Raw genomic sequence first — 19,417 nt, 5'->3', positions numbered from 1 at the left:
CTGCGGGGCCTTCGTTCTGCCTGCACGCGGGAGTGGAAGCTAATCTGGCAGCGTTGCAGGACTAAAACTCGGGCGCAGGACCTCGTCTGCCGTGGACACATTAAAATCTTCCCAGGCGCTTTGGGCAACCGCAGGACCGTCGGTTTCAGCGGTGTCGCAGTCCCCGTGTGCGCGGTGGGTGTTTCCCGCGTTAACGACGGAAGTGCATCACGACGGGAGGAACGGTTGTAACAGCTCAGCCTGGCCTCCGGCGGGCGTTACAACCACGGGACGATCGCCGGAGAGAGAACTGAAAGATCATGAACACGCGACCCTGCTGGTTTGAGGATGACCACAACACCTCGTATCCCCGCCTCGATTCATCCATCGAAACCGACATACTGGTCGTCGGAGGAGGTGTCGCGGGAATAACCGCGGCTTACCTGCTGGCGAGGGAAGGTTTCTCTGTTGCGTTGGTGGAGCGTGACCGGCTTGGCGGCAGGGACACCGGTCACACCACCGCGCACCTGACCTATATGACCGACACCAGGCTTTCGGACCTCACGTCCACCTTCAGCCGCGATACCGCGAGACTTGCCTGGGAGGCTGGGCGCGAAGCGATGGAGTTCATTGCAGACACGGTCAGGGATGAGAGTATCCAGTGCGACCACGAAGTCGTCCCGGGGTACCTCGCGGCCGCCGAGGGGTGCAATCTCGAGGAGGAGGCGGCTCTACTCCGTCAAGAAGCGCTGGTAGGGCGCCAGCTCGGGTTTGACTCGCAGTTTCTCGACCGTGCCCCCGTCACCTCACGGCCCGGGATCCTCTTCGCGAAACAGGCGAAGTTTCATCCCCTCGGTTATTGCGACCACCTGGCCGCACTCGCGACCCGAACGGGCGCCGGGATCTTCGAGGAAACGGAGGTAACCGAATTCGGGATGGAGCCTGGAAGCGCCACCGCGGGTGGGCATCAAATCAGATTCAAACATGTCTTTGTCGCAACGCATGTCCCGCTTCAGGGGGACGCAAGCGCGGTCGGTGCCGCTTCCTTCCAAACCAAACTCGCCCTTTACTCGACCTACGCGATCGGCGCAGAGATTCCGAAGAATATCATCAAACCCATGATCTGGTCGGATACCGCCGATCCCTTCCTATACCTCCGGGTCGAAAGCGGCATAGAGGCCGATTACTGCATCCTTGGGGGCGAAGATCACCGCACCGGGCAGGACGTCGACACTGGCAGTCATTACCAGAAACTGGAAAGACGGCTCAAACGGTGGATACCAGAGGCAGTTGTCCGGCACCGGTGGTCGGGGCAGGTCGTGGAGACCATCGCCACGGTTGAATGTAGTTTAGGCCCAGCGATTGCCTTCAGCCTACAACAGGGGGCGGGATGCAAATGCTACCGTCGTAATGGCAATAGATTCCGGCAATCGAGCTCCGCTCACGCCGCGCGGTAGCTTGCAAAGGCGCTCTTCCGATCATCCGTCACGGGCTTTGTCATCCGGGCGCCCGCCACATGGACAGAAACATCTTTAGCGGTTCGCGCGCTACTCCTGCCTGTCGTGACCGCATGGAGGAAAATCGTCCCGTCGTTAACAGGTGCCCCTGATTGCTTCGGCTTTTGGTGAGGTCGGCACGTTGATTGCGGGGGGAAAGCCATGGATAGTTCTCCTCACTCAGCGATCCGCCGATCGATGCGCCTCTATGCGATGGTGGGCGTTGCGCTTTTCGGTGGCACTCTCGCCACGGTCGCGGTGGCCACCGTCCCAGCCTTCGATTTCGGCAAGCATGGCTTTGATGGTTGGGATATGGTGTTGGGATTGATGATCGCCACTTTGAAGGCCTCCTTGGTCGCTCTCGTATTCATGCATTTGAATCACGAGCGCAAGCTGATCTATTGGATGATGGGCTTAGCGGCTGTCCATTGTGTCGGCCTGATTGCCTTTACAGCTTTGGCCGAAGCGGACACGATCCGGGACCCGACGTATCACCACGGAGTGAGGGTAGAGGACCCGGGAGGGGTATCGGTGTCCCGCGGCCCCTTCCCTCAAACCGACAGTACCCCGAAACAGGCTCCGGGTAAGTTCGGGCCCTGAGGGCACCGAAGACAACGCTGCTCACTGGCGGGGAGCTTGGAGGAGATTGGCTACCCTATTCCATGACAACACTCAGGCCGCAGTCTCAAAAGCTGGCCTCTGGCGAGCGGGAGGAGGGAAGCCGGTGGGTATGACCGGAACTGGAAGACCCCTTCTCGAGAACCATTTGCCGCGCGGGTCAGTCCACCACCGAAGTCTATGACTATGAAATATTGGAAGCTCGATGGCAAGGAGGGTGGGCGGGAGGTGGATTTTTACCTCAGTACCTCCAAATGCATCGTGGCCGAGGACGAACAAGCCAAGGCGGGCTCTTTTGTCCGCTTGGGACGAATGCAGGCCCGGAACACTTCGCTGGCGGTAGAAACTGCCTTCGTAAGCGGAGTCTCAAACTTCCTGATTCTCAGCGGTAGGAACATTGCCATCACGGAGGTTCGTGAAGTCCACCAAATTCCGGACTGCCGGAAGTTGGACATCGTCCGAGGCCAGGTTCACGGAGAGGTGTATGCGGTCCAGCTTTGGACAGATGGATCCTGACGTCTAAGTCGCATTGAAAGCGGGAAACTCAAGGAGCAGGCGGATGGCTGCCATCCCCGCTGGTCACAGAATCCCAAGGCAGTGACAGGAGGAACTCCGCGTCGCCTGGGTCCCCCTCCGCGGTGCCGAGAACTTCGAGAGAACTCCAGGGAAGAAAGAATGCCCATTCCACGATCGGCCCTTCTAAGTTGACGACGGCGAAGCAAGTCCTGATCCAAGCGCGGCTCAGGCGATGGGAATAGAAAGTAAGGCGACCGATGCCACTTTCAACGACACGCTGGGAGTAGTCGGTGAAGCAATAGGTTACTTTCCGTCCTGCAAGCTGCTCACAGAGCAGGGTATGGCGGGCGTCACTAACGACGGACCAACACTGTTTCGGCACAAGATTGATATTGATCGGTTGCATCGACGCTTAGCCGGTCCGTTTGAGTGCTTGGGAGTAACGTAGAATCGCATCCTCGAATGAAGGTAAGATTTGTCCCTTCTCCGTCCCGAGGGCGGAGAAGCGGGCGGAGTAATCATCCAAGCCCTCCAAGGGCGGGGAGAAGCCACAGAGTTGCGCGACTTCACGGGTGGCTTGAAGCCATGTTCGTTGGCCGGAATTGGCCAAATGCCAGATACCCGCGGCACCGTCGATCAGGACGTCCAACGCAGCTTCGACAAGATCCGGCACGTAGGTCGGCGAAACAATATCGCCGGCGCGGCAGACGACCTTGCGTCCTACCCGGAGAGATCCCAAGGTCTTTGCCATAATGCTGCGGCTTTCACCCTCCCGGAAGCAGGGGCCGCTCCGGATTATCAACGCCTTCGGTATGATCTTCAGTACTCCGTCTTCCATAGCGGCCATGCTCCTTCCATAAGCGTTGTTGGGAATCGTGGGATCACTCTCCAGGTAGAGCTTCTTACCTTTTCCGTCGAAGACCTCCGCGGAGGAGAAACATAGAAATGTGGAACCGGCATCCCGGCAGGCCTCGGCGAGGCTGAGAGAGAAGAGCGGGTCACCCGCATCACCCGCGTTCACCACTGCCCAAGGCTTCCCATCGTGGATAAATTTGTGCAGGGCATGCGGGTTCATTTTTCCCGGCGCCTTGAAATCGAGCCCGCGGTTTTTGCACGCGAGGATAAAGCTGCTGCCGAGTGAACTGCTGCCGCCAATGATTAACAAAGGGGCCGCCCGCTCCTGGGGAATGCGCCGGTTAAGGCCGTGGATGTCTGTATCAGCCACGCCTTCCACGCGGAAGCGATCAGGACGGTGCCACCACCCCGGCTGCGCGAGCAGCGGGTGGGGAAGTTCCTGCGAACTCCCGAGACTCCGTAGCACGGCGGCAACCGCGGTGGGGCGGGGAACCGAACCACGGACATCAAAAGCACCGGGCTCGTAGTAGCCCGTGTCACGGGTCACCAGAGAGTTCCAGTTGTGAGACCCCAATAGCGCCCACGCGGTCACCGCGCCGATCTGGACGCTGTCCGCTCGTGCTCGCTCTGCTGCATCCCAGGATTCGGCAAACCACCGCACTTGCTCCTCCCGGGTACATCCAAGGTGGCATTCAGTAATAGCCAACGGGATTTTGTAACGTTCCCATGCCTCTGTCAGGCGGGCATAAAAGCCCCCTGGCGGTGAAGTCCGGACTCTCACCGCTTCCAAGTCTGCATGCAGCGTGGGAGTGTCCCGGGTCAATGTGAGACCAGGATAGTTTCCGACCTTGTGATCGAGGTAGCGGTCGCTTGTGGGATAATGGTTGATCCCGATCACATCGGGTGGGCAGCGGTTTGAGGAAAACCAATCCAGCTCCCGCTCCGTGGCACCGTTGGCGAGCAGGTAACGCCACAAGGGATGCCTCGCGTCCACCCTCCCGCACAAGAGATCCCACCCCAACCATCGCCGATGATTCTGGAACTCGATTTCTGCCGCCATTTCGGCGGTACCGAAAATCCGGCCCAGGTCGTCAGGTTGGATTAAAGTAGCACCCGGATTTATTGCCCGGATCGCGCGCATTGCCAAGATGGTGCCCTTGCATTCATGGAGCAGCACCCGTAGGAAGGTCCTCTGATCGCCCCCATGCGGGTGCCAAAGGCGATAGAGACCGCTGAAACGCGCCGTGGTGAGCGGCTCATTCACCGGTGTGTAGGCATCCACCCACGGGAATCTGCGGGCTACAGCTCCGGCATATTCGGCGAGACACGGCGCGAACAGGGGGGTCTCCACCGAAGCGTGGCGCGGGCCGGCGCCATGGTGGACGAGGCCAATGATCGGCCTGATCCCGAGTGCGCGCAGCCGGTCCAGGCGTTGATCCGCCCATTGCCAGTTGATGGTCCCTTTGGTAGGTGACAACATCTCCCACAAGACCGGATAGCGTATGGACGTCATCCGCAACTCAGCGAAAAGGTCTAGATCCCCGATGCGACGAAGGTGCCCGCTCCAAGCCAGCTGGCTATGATATTGATCGCCGACCCGGTTGAGCGTGCACTCCACACCCCCCCACAATTCAAGAGGCGCTTGGAGGGGCGGTGGCGAGACTGGCTTCATAAGCTATCGGATCAGGAATTCGGCCAGTGGATGATGAGGGTCGGGGCCACGGGAAAGCGGCCCGAATCGTAATCGTAAACCACGAGGCCACCTGTGGGAGAGTGGACTACCGCTGTCTCGATGGAGATCCGGCCCGTCGACTCAACGGTGGATGCGACTTCGTCCAGGAGATCATGCTCGAGCGTGACACGGTGCAGATACCCGTAGGCACCGTTGCCGCCCTTCAAAAAACTGAGGGCACCTCGGGTGTCGTGCGGATGGTCGGGCAGGAGGGCGCTGGAAAGTAATCGTCCGTTAATGCTAATGTCGAGACGGCTTGGATGTCGCAAGGTGGCCGTTTGACGTATGCCCTCGCGTGCGGAAGAAGCTTCAATGAGAAATGTAAGCCTCGCGGCTCTCCCGAGGGAACGAAAGGCTTCATCGTGGAATTCCCATTCGAATCTGCCCGCGCCCCCTCCGCAGCACTTCGAGTCCCGGTTTGCCTCCGCGCGGTCAGAGTGGCCGTTCGACCATAATGCGCTCTTCCAGTCGCTTACCTTTCGTCTAAGAATCAGCAGGTTCTTACGCTCCTCCCGTTCCCGCGGCGGCCCGTTGCTAACGAGATGCTGGATAAAGTTGGATGCGATCACCTCGCCGTCAGGAGTGACGGCGGAGACAGCAAGCGAGCAGAGCATCGGCTCTTGAGGCAAGTCTAGTTTCAGCAAGCGGGCCAAGCCTACATGATGGTGCCTGAACTCGATCTCCTCGCTGCCACGCGCCAGGTCGGGGTAGAATTTCGCCAAGGTGTCCATTCCGGAGTAGCGCCAGTGAAGGCTCACCTGGGGCCGGCGGCGGCGGGAGAAATGGGATGAAAGGACCTCCACCTCAATCGTGTCGCCCTCGCGTTGGAGGGAGATCGGAGCGCTGTCTATGGGCAGCACGTCACCACGGTTGATGAGGGAAGGATGATAACCAAAACTTTTCGGGGTCCGGTCGTAGTTCAGCATGCCGTTGTGTTCCCACTCGACGTCCATCAACTGAGTGAAGATGTAAGCGGAAATCTGGCCATGCCGGCGCAGTTCATTGGTGAGGAATTTGAAGGACCAACTGATATCCTGATCGGGATCCAGGGCACCGCATCCCCCGTATTCGCTGCTAATCAGAGGCACATTGCGCTGGGTGTAGCCCTCGATATAGTTGAACGGGGAACCATGGTAGGTGCTTCCGACCACCTTCGTGATGTGGTCGCGGGCCTTGGGGTAATCGTTGATGTAAAAGTGCCAAGAATTAATGTCCGTTTCCACATGGCCGTATGCGGGGAGATGCTCCCACATCACGACGCTCATGTCCTCGATCAAGCGGGTAGGGTCGAGTTCCTTAGCCAGCAACCACACTTCGTGAATCCAACGGAACGAGGGTGTGTGATCAATGGCCTCGGAACGACCGGGCGCGCCGGTTGCGGGTAGCCGGGGTGTGATCAGCTTCATCAATTCACTCTGGCCGCCAAAGCCCCAAGTTTCGTTGAAGATGCACCATGCGACGATCGAAGGGTGGTTGAAATCCCGTTTAATTCCTGCCTTGAGCATCGCTTCGAAGCGCCTCCTTCCGAGCGGGGTATCGCCGCCCTCGCCGAAGTTCGGAAAATCCTGCATCAACATGATGCCCAAGGTGTCGGCGTAATAGAGCAGCAGAGGGTCATCCAGCTTGATATGCACGCGCAGGAAATCAAACCCCGCCGCGAGGGCGTATTTGATGTCGTCGCGCAGGACTCCGGCTGATGGGGCAGTGTAGACACCCTCCGGGAAATACGACTGGTAGAGGGCTCCGCGGAGGTAGATCGGCTGGTTGTTCAAGCAAAGTATTGCAGGTGCATCTTCGGCTGGTGCCGTGCTAATCTTCCGCATTCCGAAGTAGCCCCTCACCTCGTCCAGAAGCTTTCCTGAGGGGTCGAAAAGCTGAAACTCGATCTGATAAAGCTGTGGGTCGCCCGGCTCCCAGAGGGCGACCGGGTTGATTCCGGCGATGATCGTGGCCTGGTCGGCTACCACGCTTGTTTCAAGCCGGAAAGCTGGTGCGGCAGGTGGAATGATCTGGACAGTGACCCTGCTTGCTTCCCCGGCATGCCGACATGCGATCTCAATCGCCGCGAGACGCTGGTCAATGTCAGGAACGATCCGAAAGGAGTCGATGTGGGTGATGGAGCGGGGCTCCACGAACACGGTCTGCCAGATGCCGCTGGTGGTCGTGTACCAGCCCCATTGTTTGCCCACCGGTTGGTCGGCATGGTCCATGGGATCTTCGATTCGTAGCACCAGCAAGCCGCGCCTCATGCCATCGGGGCCCGGGGCACCTAGCGCTTCGGTTAGATCGAACTCGAACGGATCATAGCCCCCATCATGTCGTCCCAAAGGCAGACCATTGCACCATCCATCCGTGAAGAAGTCCGCGGCTCCGATCGTGAGGATCACCTGCCGGTCCTTCCAGGGCCCGTCCGTGGGCACCGCTATCTCGCGGCGGTACCAGCCCACCTCATAGCGCTCGGCGGTCCTGTGATTCTCGTGGGTCACTTCATAAGCGTTCACGAAGCAACGCGTGGAATAGTAGTGGTCGTTGCCGGCCCCATCGCCGGCTCCCCAAGCGGCGAGAGATTCCCAGCAGAAGGGAACAATGATCTGGTCTTCCCAACTGTCCCGCCGCGGGACATACCATTCGCGCTCGATTCCGATCCGCTTGTAGTCAAAGCGGAACTCCCAAGGGCCATTCAGATTTAGCCAGTCGATCCCTTCAACGCGCCCCCGTTGACGCTCGGGGCGCGGGTATTCCGGACGCGGGATCTGAATGCTTTGGAACATTGGATCAGGATCGGAGGCTTGTTGCTTCCTGGCGTTTCAGTCCCGTCAAGCGGCCGAAAAGCTGGAGGGCCTGGGCCACCACCTGGTCCATGTTGTAGTACTTATAAGTCGCCAGTCTGCCAACAAAGTGCACCCCCTCGGTCGCTGCCGCCAATTCCTTGTAGCGCCTGTATAAATCCGCGTTCGCCGGACGCGGGATAGGGTAGTAGGGATCTCCCTCGGCTTTCGGGTACTCGTAAACCACGCTCGTCGACGGGTGGACCTGCCCGGTTAGATACTTGAACTCGGTGACCCGGGTGAAGGCGTAGTCGTTGGGATAATTGATCACGGCGTGACCCTGGAAGTCGGGGCGATGGTGGGTTTCATGACGGAACTCCAGAGAGCGGTAGGGAAGCTTTCCGAAGCGGTGGTCGAAATACTCGTCCACAGGACCGGTGAAGATGATTTCCTGGTATTTTACCTGCCCTCCGATCTCCCTGAAATCGACGTTGAGCATCAGCTTGATGTTAGGATGGTCCAGCATGTTCTCGAACATGCGCGTGTAGCCCGCAAATGGCATGGCTTGAAAAGAATCCGTGAAATAGCGGCAGTCGCGGTTGACCCGGAGCGGCACCCGGGCTGTTACCTGAGCGTCCAGTTCAGAGGGGTCCAAGCCCCACTGCTTACGGGTGTAGCCACGAAAAAATTTTTCGTATAACTCGCGCCCCATGCCGCTCACCACGACATCCTCCGAGGTGACCAACGGTGATACCGGCTCCGCCACTTGCGCCAAAAACTCCTTCATGCCGGCGGGATCCAGTTGCAGCCCGTATAGCTGGTTCACGGTATCCAGATTGATTGGGATCGGAACCAACATCCCATCGACGGAGGCCTTCACCCGGTGCTGATATTCCCGCCACGCTGTGAATCGGGAAAGGTAGTCGAATACTTCCGCCGAGTTAGTATGGAAGATGTGGGGACCGTAGCGATGGACCAGGATGCCATGCTCGTTATAGAAATCGTAGGCATTGCCTCCGATGTGCATCCGCTTGTCGACCAACAGCACACGCTTGCCTGCGCCCCGCGCAAGGCGCTCGGCCAAAACACTGCCCGCAAATCCAGCACCTACGATCAGATAGTCAAACATAGGAAGGAGCAATTCCCGTAGCCACGTTGGAAGAGGGCGCGCGGCGGCTTGCAATGCCCTGGGGCCCGCGGGAATCTACCACCTCTTGGATGTGGTTGTTCATGTTCTCCACGAGCCGCTCCCAAGTGTTGGCCTGTGCAAGCTGCAGGCCTTTTAGCACGCGGGCAGCAGACGGCCTTGTGATCTCCTCTTCGCAGAACCGGGCAAACTCCGCGGGACCCGAGGCAATTCTAGCGGCCACCGCGAAGTTCGATCTCACCTCATCCAGGGCTGTCGAGACGACTGGCCGGCCAGCGGCCATGTATTCCAAAGCCTTGGTCGGGTTGATGAACTCCGTTGCTTCATTGAGGGCAAATGGCATTAGGCACACGTCCATCTGTCGGCAAAGGGATGGCAGTTCTTGATAGGGCTTTGGCCCGAGCCAATGAAGATTGGGGCGGGAGGGGAGCGCCGCGACATCGACCTTGGCAAATGGACCGACCATGGCGATCTGCCAATGCGGATTATGGTCGGCGAGGAATGCCAGCAGCGGGTAATCGATGCGCTCGTCGACTACTCCGAAATAACCGAGGACAGGCCCTCCGAGCTGCTTGAGGTCGGGATGGGCCGGCGCTGGCTTCAAAGCGGCAGCAAAATGATCGCAATCGACACCTGTCCCGTAGAAGTGCGTGTTGCTGTTGCCCGGGAGTCGCTTGGTCCGCATTTTCTGGCCCCCGCAAAAAATCACATCCGCCTGTTGCACCAAGCGGGCTTCGCGCTCAGCCAAGCCTGCAGGTGCTCCGGCAAACTGGGTAAGCTCATCCATGCAATCGTAGACAACCATTGCTTCACCCAGGTTGCCCACATATGCCGGGGCAGCCATCGGATCGTTGATCCAAAGGATGGCGTCACTGAATTGCCCTGCGAGATCAATCCGCATGGCTTCCAAGAGAAGCCTCAGGCGCTCCCGGTCGATATACTCGCCATCGTGCCAGCGGTCTTGAGGAAGGTGGATCTGCAATATTCGGACGGCGTGGTTCTCTTCCCAAGTCCGCAAATGCGTGACGCCTTGGCTGACCGGGGAGCAATGGAGTTCGACGAATAGCACGGGATGGGTCTTCGCCATCCGCGAGAGGAACTGTTGCGGCCGCTGCCAAACCCAGTCCCAGCTCAAATGGCAGATCGCAATGATTGGAAGGCTTTCAACTTTATTACCTCCCGACTTTTCGTCGTCGTCGGGTGAACGCAAAATCGCGGACGCTTTCCGGTTGAGGCGAGGACTTATTAAAAGCCTAGTGTTTTGGACGGGTAGGTTGATTGGATTCATTGGGATCAGTACTAAGGATCGGGCAGCAAGCGAGATTTCGTTTTAGCAAAGGTCATACCGGCGCCGACCGGTGCCTGTGTCGGGCCTGGAATCGGTGTGCGAGAGCCGCAATCGGGCTCCGATGAAAAGGTTTTTGACACTGAAGACCCTCGTTTCAGTCTCTGGCCACCAATTCAGCCTATGCAATAAGCATCTCTTAGGTGCAAGCTGACCGAGCTGTTAGGCGTTATTGCTCACTAATAGCGGCATCCGGTCTGCTAAATGGTTAAAATGACTGCTCCTTTGAAAGCAACCGCATCCTGTCCCCAGAATACACCTGCCAAATTACCAAACGCCACGGAGGAAGCGCAGATAGCGAGAAGTGCGAAAGAAGCCTTCTTTATATTTGGAACCGACCCTACGGGCGATTTTGCCAACTCCCCGGAGGAGACTGAAATCAGGAATCAGACGAACGAGGACGAATGCGAGGTGCCTAGAATCAAAGAGTAAAATCGCCGGTGCCCGTCCACAAACATGAGTCGCCCACTTTCCCAAGACGGTCGAGGTAAGCGATTTTCTCATCCATTGCGGTGCGAATGAAATTCGCTTCTTCTGAGAACCCGAATCTGGACGCCAATTTTGCCGTGGTGCCGCACAGGGCAAGGGTATGCGACACGAGTCGCTCTCCAAAAGCTACCAGGCGGAAGTCCTTGATGTGCGAGCTCTCCGTGTAGATCAGGTCTGCCCTCCCACCCCGGAACAAGCCCTTTATCGCTTTGCAGTCGGCGAAACCGGTCTCGATGCGGTGCCGATCAAAGATAGCGTGGAACCGCGCATGGTGGCTGGCGGACAATTCACATATTTCATACCAGTGCTGGCGCACTTCCGCGGAAGCTGCCAGCGAAGCGCAGATGGATGCATTATCGCTGACGAAACGTTCCGTGAGAACCACATGAAGAAGGTCCTCGAAGAAAACATCTGAGTCTGAGGTCTCTCGCATCTCTTGATGGCTTTGCCAGCCGGAACGTGCCGCGATTTCTTGTCGTCCCGCGTGAACAGGCGCTTCTCGGACGGATTGTTCATCCAACGCGCGTTAATACCGCTTGAAGTCGCTCGTTCAATAACCGTGGATGGGAGCTCTTGGAACGGGATCATCAACGGTCATCGCCTCCGCCTGCTCAAAAAGCGGAGTGGCCCAGACTGCGGTGATGCCGGATGACCTCAAGTAACGAGGCGATCAACTACGCCCTGAAGATCGCCGCCCCAGTATTTGTGCCAGTCACGGTGATAGGGATCAAACATTGGAACGGTTCCCGCTCTTTGCCAGGACTGGCGATGGAAAATCGGTCGAGCACAAGGAAGTAAATCGTTTCCGATCTGGATTCAACGTTGACGCCTGAAAGCACTCCCAGATCAATGTCAGGTGGGACCATTCGACTTAAAAGAAGCGAGCCCCGCGACCGAAACCGCGGAGCGCTTAGCGGGAGGAAATAACTTTTACTCGGCGTCCGCCCCCTCCACTGCGGAAGAAATGAGTTGCTCGGCGATTCCGGTGAGCAGCTTGTCGGTGTTGCCTTCCTCATCGAGCGTCGTCTGCAGGATCTCCACCACATCGTCGAGACCCAAGGCTTCCGCAAGAGCTCTAGAAGTACCATAGGCGGAAATCTCATAATGCTCAACCCGCTGGGCGGCTCCGATTAGACCCAGGTCGATGATGGTTCCATCCCCATCCTCTTCGGTCGCCTCCACCCCTTCCTCCACCAAGCCTTTCATAGCTTTGCAAACCTTGCCCTTGGGCGTGATTTCAAGCAGCTTAGCAACTTCTTCGAGGCGCTCAACGTGGACCTTCGTTTCCTCCAGGTGCGTTTTGAACGCTTCCTGAAGTTCGGGGCTAGTGGCAGCCTTGGCCATTTTTGGGAGCGCCTTCAACAATTGGTTTTCGGCGCTGTAGAGGTCTTTGATCTCCTGCGCGAGGAGCACTTCAAGTGTATCGAGTTTAGGCATGACTGTTTATGGCGGTTTCAATGCGCCTCTTGCAGTTCCTGTGCCCGGTGCTAGTAGCCGACGATTGCTTGGAGAAAGCCAGGACATAAGGAACAGTGACTAACGAGCCATTGCAAACCCCACTCGCCGGTTGCACCGTGCAAAGGCTGGAAGGCATGGAGCGTGACGAACTCAGACTGCTTCTTATGTTAACGTGATACGCAAGAGCCAATTGTTGGCACCGAATTTGCGAAGTGCGCTTCCACCATGAACAGGCGCATTCTCCTAAAGTCCGCAGGGCTCACCGCAATGGGTCTTTCGCTTTCCCTCGCTGCTTCGGCGAAGGATGATTCAAAGCCGGGCAAGCTCGATGCCCCGGAGTTCAAGAAGATCAATTCTGAAGCGGGCCAGAAGGTAAAAGCCCTGCAACCGGACGACTCCAAGCTTTCAGATGCCGACAAGGCGCTCGCGGAAGAAATCGCAGCGGGTGGGTTGATCCAGCTCAGGACCAGCGAACTCGCGGTAAAATCCACCAGATCCCCGGATGTCAAACTGATCGCTGAAGGGGAAGTGGACGAGCAGAATGGGCTAGCCGAGAAACTCAAGGAGTTCGCCGCCAAGAAGGGTATCAAACTCTCCGGCGAGCTGAGCGATGACGGCAAAAAGGTCCTTACCGAGATCAAGGACTCTGGCGACAATTTCGACCGGGCCTATCTGGAAAAAATCGGAGTGGCGGGTCATGAGAAGATCAAAAAGACCATGACCAAAGTGAAGGAGCAGGCGGGAGATGCCCTCCTCAAGGCCTTGGCAGAGACCGCTCTCCCATTGATCGAGGTTCATCTCACCGTGTCGAAGGACGAAGTGGCGACTCTCCGCTGATTATGCAATTGGTGAAGTTTTCTCTGGACGATCGGGTGGCGCTTGTGACCGGCGGCGGCTCGGGTATTGGAAGGGCTGCCGCCGAGGCTTTGGCGGAGGCCGGCGCAAAAGTGGTGATCGTGGGGAGAACGCCTGAAGAATTGGACGAGACCTTGGCCGGGCTCGGCGGTGAAGAGCGCGGCCACATCTCGATTACGGCGGACGTTAGCAGTGAATTGGAGATGGGCAATGCCTTCGCGACCGTGGCCAACCGCTACGCGAGGCTCGACATTGTGGTGGCCAACGCGGGCATCAACGGTGTGTGGGCTCCGTTGGATCAACTTGGGGTTTCCGAATGGGACCAGACGCTGGCAGTGAACCTCCGGGGTACCTTCCTCACGCTGAAACTTGCGCTTCCGCTCCTCAGGAAGCGCGGCGGCTCGGTGGTGGTGGTGTCTTCGATCAACGGGACACGGGTCTTCAGCAATTCCGGAGCCACCGCTTATTCCTGCTCGAAGGCCGCCCAGGTGGCTTTCACGAAAATGACCGCCCTGGAACTCGCCAAGGACAAGATCCGCGTGAACGTCGTCTGCCCCGGTGCCATCGAAACCAACATCGATGATTCAACCGAGCGTCGCGCCCTCGAAGGGATTCATCTCCCTGTTGAGTTTCCTGAAGGCGATGTGCCTCTGACCGGTGGTCAGCCCGGCTCCGCGGACCAAGTGGCGCAACTGATCGGCTTCCTCGCATGCGACGCCTCGTCCCATATCACGGGGACCGAGATCTACATCGAGGGCGGCCAGTCGCTGTTGCAAGGTTGACCTACGCCATGTCGATCATTGATTCCATTGATGTTTTCTTCGACCGGTTGAAGGACATCCGGAGTGCCACGCAACTAATGGTTGGCACCTTGCCCGACCTCCAGCGGTGGACCACCGGGACGAGCCTTCGCGATCTTCTGACGACCTATCAGCACGCGAACGCCCGCCACCTCCCGGAGGTCCTCGCCATCTTTGACGAATATTCGAAGGAACCCGGGGAAGACGACTGCAAGGCAGGTTTGATCGAGGGTGGCAACGGCCACATTGAGATAGCGGGTTATTCTGTCCGGAATCTTCTCCTTGTCGCCCGCAGCCTGCGGATCGGCTATTATCTGGGTGCCGCCGTGGAAGTTGCACTCGGGGTGGCGACAAGGAGCGGGCTTGCGGTGGAGCGGACTCGCTGGACGCGATCCTAACCTCTCACCGCGAATCCACAGCCCAACTGAAGCAGGCGGGCTCAAGCACATTGGGCGCGGAAATTGGAAGCATGCCATGAAGCGATTTCTCAGGAACAACGGGCTTTCGCTGGTCCTGCTTCTCTTGTTCCTGGCTTTCTGGGCGGCGCAGTCGGTGGCCGGTCATCATGTCTACAATGACGAACAGCTGCAGCACGGGCAGCCAGCGGTGGCTTATGGAGATTATCTCGCCAGCGGTCATTTCTGGCAGGCGACGGGCGAGAACTGGGAAAGCGAATTCCTGCAGATGGGCTTCTACGTGATCCTCACCACATTCCTGTTCCAGAAGGGCTCGGCGGAGTCGAACGATCCTGAAGAGGCCGGGAAGCTTGCCAAGGTTGCGTCGAACAAAGCGAGGCAGTTGGCTTTACCGCAACTCCCTTTCACTGGCCTTCCAGGGCCTTTTCCTCGCTTCGTTCCTGATCCACGCGACCGGTGGTCTGAAGGAAGAGAATGGGAACGGGCCGAGCACGGCAAGGCGCCGCACTCTTTCGGGGAGTTCGTCTCAGGTTCCCAGTTCTGGTTCCAGTCATTCCAGAACTGGCAGAGTGAATTCCTCGCCGTGCTGTCGATCGTGGTCCTCAGCATTTTCCTGCGCCAGGACGGTTCACCGGAGAGCAAGGATGTGGAGGACCCCGACTCCAAAACTGGAACATAACGGGATAGCGCGACAGAATCCCGACCACATTACTCACTCCCATCATGGACGACGAACTCCTCCGATAACCTGGCACCATGATAATCGCCACCATTCATCCTTTCTCGCTGTTGCGCGTTCCGGAGTCGGACGCCCGCCCAGAAGCTTATCAGGCGGTCGTCGCGGATCTGGCCCCCGCCCTCTCGCACCGCTCATGAAAGCGAAACTCCGCAGCGGGATCTCCGGTTGGACCTACATCCCATGGCGAATGTCCTTTTACCCGGCCGGCCTGCCGCAGCGCCGCGAACTCGAATACGCTTCGCGAGCGGTAAGAACCATTGAGATCAATGGCACCTTCTATTCGCTGCAACGTGGCTCCAGCTTCCGCAAATGGCGTGATTCGGTCCCGGACGATTTCGTCTTCGCGGTAAAGGGAAGCCGCTTCATCACCCACATCCGGCGTCTCCGCGAGATTGACCAACCTCTGGCCAACTTCTTCGCCTCCGGGGTGCTGCATCTGGGCAGAAAGCAGGGTCCCTTCCTATGGCAATTCCCACCGAGCTTCCGCTACGATCCCGAATTGCTTGGAAGCTTCTTCAAGCTTCTCCCGAGGAGCACGAAAGAGGCTGCACGGCTCGCAAGAAAGCATGACGGACGTCTGCCGGAACGGGCGGTAATGAAGGCACCGGAAGACCTGCCGCTGCGCCACGCGATCGAGGTGCGCCACAGCTCGTTCGAGTCAGAGGAATTCATCGCCCTCCTTCGCAAGCATGACGTGGCGATGGTCGTGGCGGATGCTGCTGCCAAGTGGCCGCTGATCGAGGATGTGACCTCCGATTTTGTGTACGTCCGCCTGCATGGCCATGACAAGCTCTACAGCAGCGGTTACACAAGGCGGGCGCTTGATGCTTGGGAAAAGAAGGTCCGCTGCTGGCTGAAAGGTGGGACGCCACGCGAAGCCCGCTGCCTGGCGAAAGCTCTCTCACCCCGGAAATACGGACGGGATGTGTTCGTATACTTCGACAACGACGTGAAGGTGCACGCGCCGTTCAATGCAGCAGAGCTGGCCCGGCGCTTCGGGGACGAGCCGCGAGTGCTGGAGGGCTATCTGCCAATCGCTCCCGGACTGTCAGCATCAGCGGTTGCTTAGGGCGTGTTTGAAAACCTCATGAAGTTGCCAGCCAGTCCAAGCACGCAGCAAGCAGGATGAAGTTGAAGTAGGTGTCGGCCAGTTTGTCGTAGCGCGTGGCAATCCGCCGGTTCCGCTTGATGCGCTGGAAGAAATTCTCCACGTGGCGGCGGTGGCGGTAGTAGCCTTGGTGGAACGGTGCGGGGATCTTCCGCCTCGCCGTGCTGGGGATGCAATGCCGGCTGCGCGAACGGCGGATCGTGTCGCGAAGCGGTCCGCTGTCGTATGCCTTGTCGCCGACAATCCTCACGCCCCGCAGCCCCGCGAGGAGATCCGGTGCCGCCTTCGCATCGTGCACGCTGCCGGGAGACAGGGAGGCTCTGACCAAGCGGCCTTTGCCGTCCACCACCGCGTGCAACTTGCTGTTGAGGCCGCCCCGGCTTTTGCCGATGGCCTGCAATTCCTTGCCGCCGCACCCGCCATGGGCGTGCTGGTGGACCTTGAGGTGGGTCTAGTCGATGAATCGCAACGCGCCGGTCCTGCCACGGGCCAGTTATTTCAAGATCTTCTCCCAAACCCCTTTCGAGCACCATAGGCGCCAACGCGAATAAACCGTTTCCCACGGTCCGAAATCCGGCGGCACCGCCCTCCATGCACAACCGGTGCGCAAAACGTAGATCATGCCTGTCGTCAACATCCGGTGGCACGAGGGAGGCCTGCCACCAATTGTTGTACTGCTCACCCTCAGCGGGATTCTGGACTACGTTAATTTTTTTAGCGCCAGCCAGAGCGCGTCGGACAGATGGAAGTACGAGTTGGGCGGTTTCATCGGAAGATGAAATCAAAACGTACGAGCCGGGCAGTACTTTCATTCTTCCGTGGTTTTCAAACACGCCCTAGTCGCGCTCGAAGAACGCCGCCGCTGCGAGGTCATGTCCACCGGCTTTGGCAACCTGGAAACTTTCGCAAAAGGCCTTGCGTGATCGCGAAGGCCGGACAAGAACGAAGCGGAAATTGCTTGATGCGGGACGGACAGAAGCACCCCGCTATTCCAAGTTTTTGATGAGCGGCACGACCAAGAACCACAATAGAAAAAAGACAGGGTGATGACCATCACACCGTCGATCCGGCGGGTATGGGTCCCGGTCCATTGCCTAAGACAGGAAGCGATTACCGACGAAGCGTGCAGGGTGACCGCACCAAACGCCCATGAAGGCCATTTCCCGGACCCATGAAACAACAGGCTACATGCGACGAATGCCGATAGGCTGGCCAACGCCAATACTGGCCGAGGTCCCAGCTTTACCGCCAGGATCGCTTTTCCAGCAGCTCCGTCCGCCTCGCGGTCCGGAAGTCCCGACAGGGCGATGGAGGGGAAAACGGCAAAAAGCAACGGCAAGGCCACCTTCACCACCGGGGAACCACCGAACCGGCCTCCCAGCACGGCAGCGCCGCACTGGACGATCAGCAGGCTGTGAACGAAGGCGACCACGATTTCGCCCAAGCCGCGATGGCTGAACTTCAGGGGAGGCACCGTGTATTCCCCGCCCAGGATTACTGCCAAAGCCAGAAAAGCCACGTTCATTCCTGCCGGTGCCGGGGAGTAGTGGTGGACCATCAGGGAGGCGATCACTGCCGCCGCCGCCCCAAGCCTGTAGCCTCTCTTCAAGTCCGCCGGTGTCAGAAGCCCCTCGACCAACACCCTCGACCCGACGGTGAACCTCCCATGGTTGAGATTGCGGCGGGCGCTTTCGTAGTCGTGAATATCGTTCAAGAACACCGTGAGAGCTTCAATCAAGAACACGACCGCATATCCCCACCAGTAGGCAGGCAGCTTCCAGAGTTCCTGCAAGGGCACCGCGAGGGAGGCACCGAGCGTGTATCCCAACCACAACATCGGATAGAATGGCAGGCGCAGCGCGCGCACCCACACTGTCGCACGGGACGCGCTGATTCTGCGTTCTTGGACCGGAAGTTCTCCAGACATCGGATGGGGAAGCATCGTTGGGATGCTGGGTTGATTCAGCTTGCCCCAACGCTAAGCAGTCGAATGACCAAATTCCCGACTCAATGAAGCAAGCGCTATTGCTGCTCGATGTGATCAACGACATGAATTTCCCTGGTAGCGCCGATCTCCTCAAACGGGCCGTACCGGCCGCGAAGCAGATCGCCCATCTTGGGATGCGCGCGCATGCGGCCGGTATACCGGTAATCTACGTGAACGACAATTTCGGGCGCTGGCAGTCGGACTTCCAGTCCCAGATCCGTCGCTCCATCTCGCTGGAATCCCCGGGGCGAGACGTGGCTTTGTTGCTGATTCCGGAGAAGGACGACTACTTCGTCTTAAAACCGAAGCACTCGGGCTTTTACTCCACCTCTCTTGAAGTATTGCTTCGGTTCCTCGGTGCCGAAACCCTCATCCTCACTGGTTTTGCCGCGGATATCTGCGTGCTTTACACGGCGAATGATGCCTACATGCGCGACTACGCGATTATCGTGGCAAAGGATTGCGTGGCCTCTGAAACCGATGCGGGCACGCGTGGTGCACTGGGCAGAGCTAGGAACGTCCCGGTCGCATGCTCAGCCGAAGAGGCTTGCTTCCTGATCCGCCCTCGCATCTTTTCCCGGCGCCCGCGCCGTGCCATACCGCATCCCGCGAGAGACCGTCCGGGCTGGGGTGCCACTCCCTCCCGTCAACCTCAAGGGGGCCGCCGCGTGCAAATTCCGCGGCGTCCTCCGGCCGGGAATTGCGGATCCGGTCCGTCCCGTTTTGAATCCGCGCCGCATGACCTCATCGCCGCTTACACCGTTTGAGAAACGGGTGATCGCTGCACTTATCGCGATTGCCTTGGGATTCGGACTCCTCGCTGCTTGGCAGATCAGCAGGGCGGCCCCCTTGCCCCCTACGCTGCTGCCCAAGAGCGGCACATGAGCCAAAGCGGAGCCCGCAGCGTCAGCTGGAATCCCCTCGGATCAACCTGGGATTGCCCCTGCCCCGGGTCCATGTTCGCAGCAACCGGCAGGCTTCTGGGAGGGGCCCGCCGGGGAGATTTGCTGTTTCTTCGCCATTTCCATCGTTGCAGCACCGCCCTTGCCGGGAACATCGAATTTCTTGCCGTGGTATGTCTGCCGCTAGCGGCGATTCATCAGTGCGCA

Annotated in this window: 16 protein-coding genes and 2 pseudogenes; 9 read left to right on the top strand and 9 right to left on the bottom strand. The window is 58.6% G+C overall.

Annotated elements, in window-relative coordinates; translation table 11 throughout:
- Positions 1-299 precede the first annotated feature (299 nt).
- The 3 genes from OJ996_RS05195 to OJ996_RS05185 all read left to right on the top strand — a co-directional run bounded on the left by OJ996_RS05195 (position 300) and on the right by OJ996_RS05185 (position 2,609).
- A complete protein-coding gene (locus OJ996_RS05195; protein ID WP_264511901.1) occupies positions 300-1,436 on the top strand; it encodes an NAD(P)/FAD-dependent oxidoreductase in 1,137 nt (378 codons plus the stop codon).
- Between the two features lie 237 nt (positions 1,437-1,673).
- Positions 1,674-2,075 (top strand): cytochrome C oxidase subunit IV family protein, encoded by a 402-nt coding sequence (locus OJ996_RS05190; protein ID WP_264511899.1) that lies wholly within the window; start codon positions 1,674-1,676, stop codon positions 2,073-2,075.
- A gap of 204 nt (positions 2,076-2,279) precedes the next feature.
- The gene (locus OJ996_RS05185; RefSeq protein WP_264511897.1) at positions 2,280-2,609 is read left to right on the top strand and encodes a hypothetical protein; all 330 of its coding nucleotides are present in this window, start codon (positions 2,280-2,282) and stop codon (positions 2,607-2,609) included.
- Between the two features lie 412 nt (positions 2,610-3,021).
- Here OJ996_RS05185 and OJ996_RS05180 read toward each other — a convergent pair whose 3' ends face one another.
- The 6 genes from OJ996_RS05180 to OJ996_RS05155 form a co-directional block, all read right to left on the bottom strand.
- Positions 3,022-4,977: a sugar nucleotide-binding protein gene (locus tag OJ996_RS05180; RefSeq protein WP_486624552.1), complete on the bottom strand. Its 1,956-nt coding sequence runs from the start codon at positions 4,975-4,977 to the stop codon at positions 3,022-3,024.
- A 170-nt stretch (positions 4,978-5,147) separates the two neighbouring features.
- Positions 5,148-7,967: a glycoside hydrolase family 2 protein gene (locus OJ996_RS05175; RefSeq protein ID WP_264511893.1), complete on the bottom strand. Its 2,820-nt coding sequence runs from the start codon at positions 7,965-7,967 to the stop codon at positions 5,148-5,150.
- 4 nt (positions 7,968-7,971) lie between these two features.
- Complete coding sequence (gene glf, locus OJ996_RS05170; RefSeq protein ID WP_264511891.1) at positions 7,972-9,093, bottom strand: UDP-galactopyranose mutase; 1,122 nt, start codon at positions 9,091-9,093, stop codon at positions 7,972-7,974.
- On the bottom strand, positions 9,086-10,399 hold the full coding sequence (locus OJ996_RS05165) for a glycosyltransferase (protein ID WP_264511889.1): 1,314 nt from the start codon (positions 10,397-10,399) through the stop codon (positions 9,086-9,088). The genes glf and OJ996_RS05165 overlap by 8 nt, the downstream gene beginning before the upstream one ends.
- Positions 10,400-10,877: 478 nt before the next feature.
- A complete protein-coding gene (locus tag OJ996_RS05160) occupies positions 10,878-11,465 on the bottom strand; it encodes a DUF892 family protein (protein WP_264511887.1) in 588 nt (195 codons plus the stop codon).
- Positions 11,466-11,875: 410 nt separating this feature from the next.
- The gene (locus OJ996_RS05155; RefSeq protein WP_264511885.1) at positions 11,876-12,382 is read right to left on the bottom strand and encodes a YciE/YciF ferroxidase family protein; all 507 of its coding nucleotides are present in this window, start codon (positions 12,380-12,382) and stop codon (positions 11,876-11,878) included.
- A gap of 246 nt (positions 12,383-12,628) precedes the next feature.
- On the opposite strand from OJ996_RS05155, the gene OJ996_RS05150 reads away from it, so the two are divergent.
- The 5 genes and pseudogenes from OJ996_RS05150 (at position 12,629) to OJ996_RS05130 (ending at position 16,282) form a co-directional block, all read left to right on the top strand.
- Positions 12,629-13,240: a DUF4142 domain-containing protein gene (locus OJ996_RS05150; protein WP_264511883.1), complete on the top strand. Its 612-nt coding sequence runs from the start codon at positions 12,629-12,631 to the stop codon at positions 13,238-13,240.
- Between the two features lie 2 nt (positions 13,241-13,242).
- A complete protein-coding gene (locus tag OJ996_RS05145) occupies positions 13,243-14,040 on the top strand; it encodes an SDR family oxidoreductase (RefSeq protein ID WP_345783762.1) in 798 nt (265 codons plus the stop codon).
- An 8-nt stretch (positions 14,041-14,048) separates the two neighbouring features.
- Entirely contained in the window at positions 14,049-14,456 is a 408-nt protein-coding gene (locus OJ996_RS05140) for a DUF892 family protein (RefSeq protein ID WP_264511879.1), read from the top strand.
- Positions 14,457-14,532: 76 nt separating this feature from the next.
- Positions 14,533-15,153, top strand: a pseudogene (locus OJ996_RS26525) (DUF6766 family protein).
- Positions 15,154-15,346: 193 nt separating this feature from the next.
- Positions 15,347-16,282 carry a DUF72 domain-containing protein gene (locus tag OJ996_RS05130; RefSeq protein WP_264511875.1) on the top strand — a complete coding sequence of 312 codons (936 nt, stop codon included), beginning with the start codon at positions 15,347-15,349 and terminating at the stop codon, positions 16,280-16,282.
- 16 nt (positions 16,283-16,298) lie between these two features.
- Here OJ996_RS05130 and OJ996_RS05125 read toward each other — a convergent pair.
- From OJ996_RS05125 to OJ996_RS05120, 3 genes and pseudogenes are all read right to left on the bottom strand, one after another.
- Positions 16,299-16,760: pseudogene (locus OJ996_RS05125) on the bottom strand (IS5 family transposase); the annotation flags it as partial.
- A 54-nt stretch (positions 16,761-16,814) separates the two neighbouring features.
- Positions 16,815-17,003, bottom strand: a complete 189-nt coding sequence (locus OJ996_RS26520) for a transposase (protein WP_425605545.1) — start codon at positions 17,001-17,003, stop codon at positions 16,815-16,817.
- 126 nt (positions 17,004-17,129) lie between these two features.
- On the bottom strand, positions 17,130-18,263 hold the full coding sequence (locus OJ996_RS05120) for a prenyltransferase (RefSeq protein ID WP_264511873.1): 1,134 nt from the start codon (positions 18,261-18,263) through the stop codon (positions 17,130-17,132).
- Positions 18,264-18,346: 83 nt separating this feature from the next.
- Here OJ996_RS05120 and OJ996_RS05115 point away from each other — a divergent pair, with 83 nt between their 5' ends.
- Entirely contained in the window at positions 18,347-19,075 is a 729-nt protein-coding gene (locus OJ996_RS05115) for a cysteine hydrolase family protein (RefSeq protein WP_264511871.1), read from the top strand.
- The last annotated feature ends 342 nt before the right edge of the window (positions 19,076-19,417 follow it).

The organism is Luteolibacter rhizosphaerae (genome assembly GCF_025950095.1).
Classification (GTDB): domain Bacteria; phylum Verrucomicrobiota; class Verrucomicrobiia; order Verrucomicrobiales; family Akkermansiaceae; genus Haloferula; species Haloferula rhizosphaerae.
Note: the sequence above shows the minus strand (reverse complement) of the source record. Positions and strands in the feature narration are given on the sequence as shown.